Annotated in this window: 5 protein-coding genes; all 5 read right to left on the bottom strand. The window is 73.2% G+C overall.

What is annotated here, in order from left to right:
• Positions 1 to 17: 17 nt before the first annotated feature.
• Entirely contained in the window at positions 18 to 1,013 is a 996-nt protein-coding gene (locus tag E1285_RS42270; RefSeq protein ID WP_132160460.1) for a dihydrodipicolinate synthase family protein, read from the bottom strand.
• Positions 1,010 to 2,026 (bottom strand): ABC transporter ATP-binding protein, encoded by a 1,017-nt coding sequence (locus E1285_RS42265; protein ID WP_207947220.1) that lies wholly within the window; start codon positions 2,024 to 2,026, stop codon positions 1,010 to 1,012. The genes E1285_RS42270 and E1285_RS42265 overlap by 4 nt, the downstream gene beginning before the upstream one ends.
• A complete protein-coding gene (locus tag E1285_RS42260; protein WP_132160458.1) occupies positions 2,023 to 4,038 on the bottom strand; it encodes a dipeptide/oligopeptide/nickel ABC transporter permease/ATP-binding protein in 2,016 nt (671 codons plus the stop codon). The genes E1285_RS42265 and E1285_RS42260 overlap by 4 nt, the downstream gene beginning before the upstream one ends.
• A complete protein-coding gene (locus tag E1285_RS42255) occupies positions 4,038 to 4,994 on the bottom strand; it encodes an ABC transporter permease (RefSeq protein ID WP_132160456.1) in 957 nt (318 codons plus the stop codon). The genes E1285_RS42260 and E1285_RS42255 overlap by 1 nt, the downstream gene beginning before the upstream one ends.
• Positions 4,995 to 5,052: 58 nt before the next feature.
• Positions 5,053 to 6,695 (bottom strand): ABC transporter substrate-binding protein (locus E1285_RS42250; RefSeq protein ID WP_347814128.1); only part of this gene is annotated, 1,643 nt, incomplete at its 5' end.

The following is a 6,695-nucleotide window of genomic DNA, read 5'->3' as shown; positions in this document are numbered from 1 at the left end:
GCGTGGGGGTGGGGTGGTCACAGCAGGCCGGCGGTGGTGAGATGGGTGCGGACGCGGGCGGTCTCCGCCCCGTCGAGCTGGATCTGCGGCGGGACCGTCAGCGGGCAGTCGATGACGCCGAGCAGGTGCAGGGCCGTCTTGAACGAGCCGAGCGCGGACGAGCCGCGGCCCATCCGGGCGGGGGCGCCCGCGTTGACGATGCCGAACAGGCGCAGGAGGCGCTCCTGCTCCGCGCGGGCCTCGTCCCACCGGCCGGCCAGGCAATGCCGGTAGAGCCGGACGTAGCCGGCCGGGTCGACGTTGCCGAGCCCTGGGACGACGCCCTGCACGCCCATCTCGAACGCCGCGTCGACGGTCAGCTCGGACCCCGTGAGCACGCTGAACCGGGCGGCTCCGGCGTCCCCCGCGTCCCGCAGCGCGACCATCAGGGCTCGCATGCCGCCGTCGTCGCCGCTGGAGTCCTTCACGCCGGCCAGCACGCCTTCGGACGCGAGGCGCAGCAGCATGTCGCCGTCCAGCTTGGAGTGCACCGAGACGGGCAGGTCGTAGGCGTAGACGGGCACCGGGACGGCGGCGTCGATCTCGCGGAGGTGCGCCTCGACCTCCACCGGGTGGGTGCGGGTGTAGAACGGCGCGGTCGCGACGACGCCGTCGCAGCCGACGTCGGCCGCGGTCCGGGCGTGCTCGATCACCCGCAGCGTGGTCATGTCGATGACCCCGCCGAGCACGGGCACCTCCCCGGCCACGTGCTTGACGACGGTCTCCAGGACCGTGCGGCGGTGCGCGTCCGGAAGGAACGCCACCTCGCCGGTGGAGCCGAGCACGAACAGGCCGTCCACGCCCGCGCCCACGAGATGGTCGACGAGCCGTTCGAGGGACGGGACGTCGACCTCCAGGCCGGGGGTCAGCGGCGTGCAGACGGGCGGTATGACGCCGGTGAGCCGGCCGGGCCCGCCGGTCGCGGGAACGGCGGTCTCGGCGGATGCGGCGGGGCCGGAGGGAGCGGCGGTCACGGAATCTCCTGGGAAACACTGGAAAGAGCGAGGTGGGACGGGTCGGTGACGGGATGCAGGCACCGGTACAGGTGCCTCTCGTCGTCGGCGGGCGTGAAACCGGGCACGGCCTCGGCGCATTCGGGCGTCGCGCGCCAGCAGCGGGTCCGGAACGGGCATCCGGAGGGCGGGTGGACGGCCGAGGGGACGGGCCCGTCCAGCCGGATCGGCTCCATGGGGTCGAGCAGGCTGGGCGTCGCGGACAGCAGCGCCCGCGTGTAGGGGTGGCGCGTGTCGCCGCGTGCCACGACGGCGGCGGGTGCCTCCTCGACGATCCGGCCGAGGTACATGGTGATCACCCGGTCGGACATGCGGCGGACCGTCTGGATGTCGTGCGAGACGAACACCATGGACAGGCCGAGCCGGTCCTTCAGGTCGAGCATGAGGTTGAGGATCTGCGCCCGGACGGACACGTCGAGGGCCGAGGTCGGCTCGTCCGCGACGAGCAGCGCCGGTTCCAGCGCCAGCGCGCGGGCGATCGCGACGCGCTGCCGCTGCCCGCCCGACAGCTGGCCGGGCAGCGCGGCGGCGAGCTGGGACGCCAGCCCGACCAGCGACATCAGCTCCCGGACGCGCTCGTCCCGTTCGGCCGGTGTGCCGCGGCGGTGCACGTCCAGGGGGTCGCGCAGGATGGCCCGGACCGGCAGCCGCCGGTTGAGGGCGGTCGCGGGATCCTGGAAGACCATCCCGACGGACGCGCCGAGCCGGGCGGCGCGTTCGCGGCGGCGGAGCGCGCCGGTGTCGTCCCCCTCGAACAGCACCGTGCCGGACGTGGGGCGGGTCAGGCCGACCAGCACCTTCGCGAGCGTGGACTTGCCGCACCCTGACTCCCCGACGATCCCGACCGTCTCGCCGCGTCCGACGGCGAGGTCGGCGCCGGTCAGCGCGTGCACGGCCGCGCGGCGCAGCGGGTTCCCGGCGCGGACGGGCAGCCGGACGTGGACGTCGCGCAACTCCATGACGGGTGTCGTCATCGTGGTTCTCCCGCCTCGGCCGGAACCTGGTCGGACGGATCGGCGGGCTCGCCGATCGGGTGATGGCACGCGAACGCGTGCCGGTGCGGGTCGCCGGACGGCTCCGGGCGCGTCGTCGCGCACAGCCCGGTCGCCGCGGCGCAGCGGTCGGCGAACCGGCAGCCCGCCGGGAAGTGCGCCGGCGACGGCACCACGCCGGGGATCTGCTCGGGACGGCCGCCGGACGCCTCCAGTGACAGGACGGCGCCGAGCAGCCCGCGCGCGTAGTGGTGCCGGGACGCGGCGACGAGGCCGGGCGTGACGCCGGCCTCGGCGACCTGCCCGCCGTACATGACGACGACCCGGTCGGTGACGTCGGCGACGAGCGCCAGATCGTGCGAGACGAGGATCAGCGCGAACCCGAGTTCGGCGCGCAGCCGCAGCAGCAGCCGCATGACGGTCGCCTGGACGGTGACGTCGAGCGCGGTCGTCGGCTCGTCCGCGACGACGAGCCGGGGGTCCCGCGACAGCGCCATCGCGATCAGCACCCGCTGCCGCTGCCCGCCCGACAGCTCGTGCGGGTAGCTGCGCAGCGTCCGGTCCGGGTCGAGCCCGACGAGTTCGAGCAGTTCGGCGGGGGTGCGGGTGCCGCCGCGCCGGGTGAGCTGGCGGAGCTGGGCGCGGATCGTCATCGCCGGGTTGAGCGACGACAGCGCGTCCTGGTAGATCATCGCCATGTCGTGGCCGAGCAGCCGGCGCCGCTCGCGGGCGTGCATGGCGCGCAGGTCGCGGCCGTCGAACAGCAGCCGGCCGCCGATCCGGGCGCCGCGCGGCTCCAGTCCCATGACCGCCAGGCTGGTGAGGCTCTTGCCGCAGCCGCTCTCGCCGACCAGCCCGACGACCTCGCCGGGACGGACGTCGAGGGACACCCCGTCGACCACGTCGAGGTCGCCGTACCGGTCGGGGAACCCGATGGTGAGGTCCTCGACGCGGAGCAGCGGCTCGCCGCCGGGGAGGGGGCGGGCCCGGTCCGCGAGCCGGCGGCCCGCTTCCCGCAGGTCGGCGTCCGCGCGCGGTGAGGCGGGCGCCGCCGTCACCGGACGGTCGTCGCCGCCGGGCTCCTTCCGGGCATCGGCGGCGGTGCCCGTGCCGGTCCCGGTGCCGGCTTCGGATCCGGCGCGGCCGGCGGGGGCGGCCCAGGCGTCCGACACGCCCTCGGACAGGACGTTCAGCACCAGCACCGTGATGAGGATGAACAGGCCGGGGAAGAACGTGGCCCACCAGCCGCCCGCCAGGACCAGCGACTTGCCGTAGGCGATGACGCTGCCCCACGACGGGTCGGGATCCTGGACGCCCGCGCCGATGAACGACAGGCTCGCCTCGAACACGATGGCGTTGGCCACGACGATCGTGCAGAACACCAGGATCGGCGCCGCGCAGTTGATCACGACGTGGCGGCGCAGGATGTGCCCGCGTCCCGCGCCGATGACCCGCTCCGCCGCGACGTAGTCCTCGCCGTACTGCGACAGCACGTTCGCCCGCACCACCCGCGCGATCTGCGGGACGTAGATGAACGCGATCGTGCACGTCAGCACCGGGAGGCTCTTGCCGAACACGGTGACCAGCACCGCGGCCAGCGCGACCGCCGGGAACGCCAGGACGACGTCCAGGCAGCGCATCACGATCTCGTCGACGACGCGGTGCGTGGTGGCGGCGATGGAGCCGAGCACCGCCCCGGCCGCGAGGGCGAGCAGCGTCGCGCCGAGGCCGATCGCGAGGGACCAGCGCGCCCCGTACAGGACGCGGGCGAACACGTCCCGCCCGACCCGGTCGGTGCCGAACCAGTGCTCCCCGGACGGCGCCTGCCCGGCCATGCCCGTGGTCAGCGGGTCGTGCTGGGCGATCAGCGGCGCGGCGAGCCCGGCCACGACGATCGCGAGCAGGACGCCCAGCGCGACCCGGGACGCCGGCCGCAGCCGGCGCAGCGCCCTGCCGGTGGGACGCAGGACCGTCGTGCGCAGCGTTCGACTCATCAGGTGGCTCCCCTCAGCCGGGGGTTCGCGAACAGGTACAGCACGTCCACCAGCAGGTTGACCACCAGGAACGTCAGCGCGATGCCGAGGACCACGCCCTGCACGAGGGCCGGGTCGCCCGCCGTGACGCCCTGCATGATGAGGGTGCCGAGGCCGGGCAGCCCGAAGATCGCCTCGACCACGACCGCGCCGCTCAGCAGGTAGCCGATCTGCAGGCCGAGGACGGTCAGCGGGGTGATCAGCGCGTTGCGCAGGACGTTGCGCCCGATCACGACCACGGGCGGCAGGCCGCCGCCGACGGCGGTGCGCACGTAGTCGCGGTCGAGTTCCTCGACCATCGACGTGCGCACCACCCGGGCGAGCAGCGACCCTACCGGGAACGCGATCGCGATCGCGGGCAGGGTGAGGCTGCGCAGCCAGCCGCCCACCGAGTCGGCCGGGTTGGTGTACCCGCCGGTCGGGAACCAGCCGAGCTTCACGGCGAACTGCTGGATCAGCAGGATGCCGAGCCAGAACGACGGCATGGCGACGCCCGCCATGGACACCACCCGGATGGCCTGGTCCGGCCACCGGTCCCGGAACAGCGCCGCGGTGACGCCGAGGACCAGCGCGCACAGCACCCCGAGCACCACCCCGAGGACGGTGAGCTGGAGCGTGAGCGGGAACGCCGTGCCGATCGCGTCGGTGACCGGCCGGCTCGGCGGAGCGGTCACCCCGAGGTCGCCGCGCACCAGGTCGCCGAGGAACCGGACGTAGCGGACCGCCAGCGGATCGTCGAGCCCCTGCTCGGCCGCGTAGGCCGCCCGCGCCTCCGGCGAGGCGCCCTCGCCGAGCGCGTTGTAGGCGGGGTCGGTGGGTGAGAAGCGCAGCAGGACGAAGACGAACAGCGTGATGCCCAGCACCATCGGTACGAGGGTCAGCAGCCGTCCCGCCGTCATGCGCAGGATCGTTGCCATGGAAGGGTCCGTTCCGTCGTTCGGTCAGCGGCCGGAGGCCAGCGGCGGACGAGGGCGGTCAGCCGCGGTCGACGTTCAGGAACGACAGGCCCGTCGTCGGCATCGGCCGGAAGCCGGGCAGCGCGTCGCGCTTCCAGCCGGTGACGAGCTTGCGGTGGAAGATCGGGTACAGCGCGGCCTGCTCGGCCGCGATGTCGATGGCCTGCCGCCACAGCTCCTTGCGGGCGGCCGCGTCGGCCTCGCGCGCCGCGTCGTCGAGCAGGCTGACGACCTTCTTGCCCTCCTCGGTGTCGGAGTTGTAGCTGCGGGTCTCGGGCCAGGTCCCCACGTAGTACCAGCGCATGAGCAGGTCGCAGTCGTTGCCGAACACCGACGGGTCGCCGGGCGCCGCCATGACCTGGTATTTGCCGGTGTCGATACGGTTGGAGTACTGCCCGCCGGACTGGCCCACGTTGAGCGTGGTGGCGACGCCGATCGCGTCCCAGCTCTGCTTGATCAGCGGCGCGCAGTCCTTGACGAAGTCGGTGTCGGTGGTGACCAGCTCGACCTTCAGGCCCTTGACGCCCGCGTCCGACAGCAGCTTCTTGGCCTTGGCCGGGTCGTGGCCGTAGACGGTGGACGCCTTGACGTAGTCGGGGTGCCCGGCGGGCAGGTAGCTGGTCGCGGCGGTGGCGTTGCCGAGCATCGCCGTCTTGATGAGCTTGTCGGTGTCCAGCGCGTAGTGCAGCGCCTGCCGGACGCGCACGTCGTCGAACGGCTTCTCCTTGCAGTTGAACATCAGGAAGAGCAGGCCGAAGCTCTGCACCGACTCGACGGCCGACCTCTTCGACACCTCCTCGGCGTTCAGGTACGGGACCGCCTCGATCGCCTGGGCGCGGCCGGACTGGAGCGCGGAGACGCGGGTGGACGGTTCGGCCAGCAGCAGCCAGGTCATCTTGGAGACCTTCGCGGGCCGCGGGCCGTTGTAGCCGTCGGCCTTGGCGAACACCAGCCCGTCGGTGGCGCTCGCGGAGGTCAGCTTGAACGGGCCGGAGCCGATCGGGAGCGAGTCGTACTTCTTCTGGCCGGCCTCGACGACCTTCTTCGGCACGATCTTCACGACGCCCAGCCGCTCGGAGAACAGCGCGAACGCGTACTTGAGCTTGAACTCGACGGTCGCGGCGTCGACCTTCTTCACCCCGTCCAGGAACGGCAGGAACTGGCTGAACAGCGACTCGTTGTCCGGGTCCATGACGCGTTCGAAGCTGAAGACGACGTCGTCGGCGGTGACCTCGGACCCGTCGTGGAACTTGGCGCCGTCGCGGAGCGTGACCCGGTAGGTGGTCTCGTCCACCTTGGCGGGGTCCTCCTTGGCGAGGGCGTTGTAGGGCTGCCGGGTGATCGGGTCGAGGTCGACCAGCGACTCCAGGACGTGGAGGTTGGCGGCGACGGCCACGGCGCTGGAGGCGGTCATCGGGTCGAAGCCGCCCGACAGGGCGTAGGCGAGGGCGGCCTCGATCGTGTCGGTGCCGCCGGAGCCGCCGGAACCGGTGGAGGAGGGTCCGCCGCACGCGGCGAGGCCGGCGGTGATCGTCGCTGCCGCGCCGAGCAGTCCGGTGTAGCGCAGGAAGTCGCGGCGGTGCAGGCCGCGGCCGGGCTGGAGATCGGTCACGTCGTCTCCCGAGGGTGAGGGGTGGGGCCCGTGGTGGGCCGTGCTGGGGG

Source organism: Actinomadura sp. 7K507 (genome assembly GCF_004348425.1).
Taxonomy (GTDB): Bacteria; Actinomycetota; Actinomycetes; order Streptosporangiales; family Streptosporangiaceae; genus Spirillospora.
This window is presented reverse-complemented; position numbering and strand designations above follow the sequence as displayed.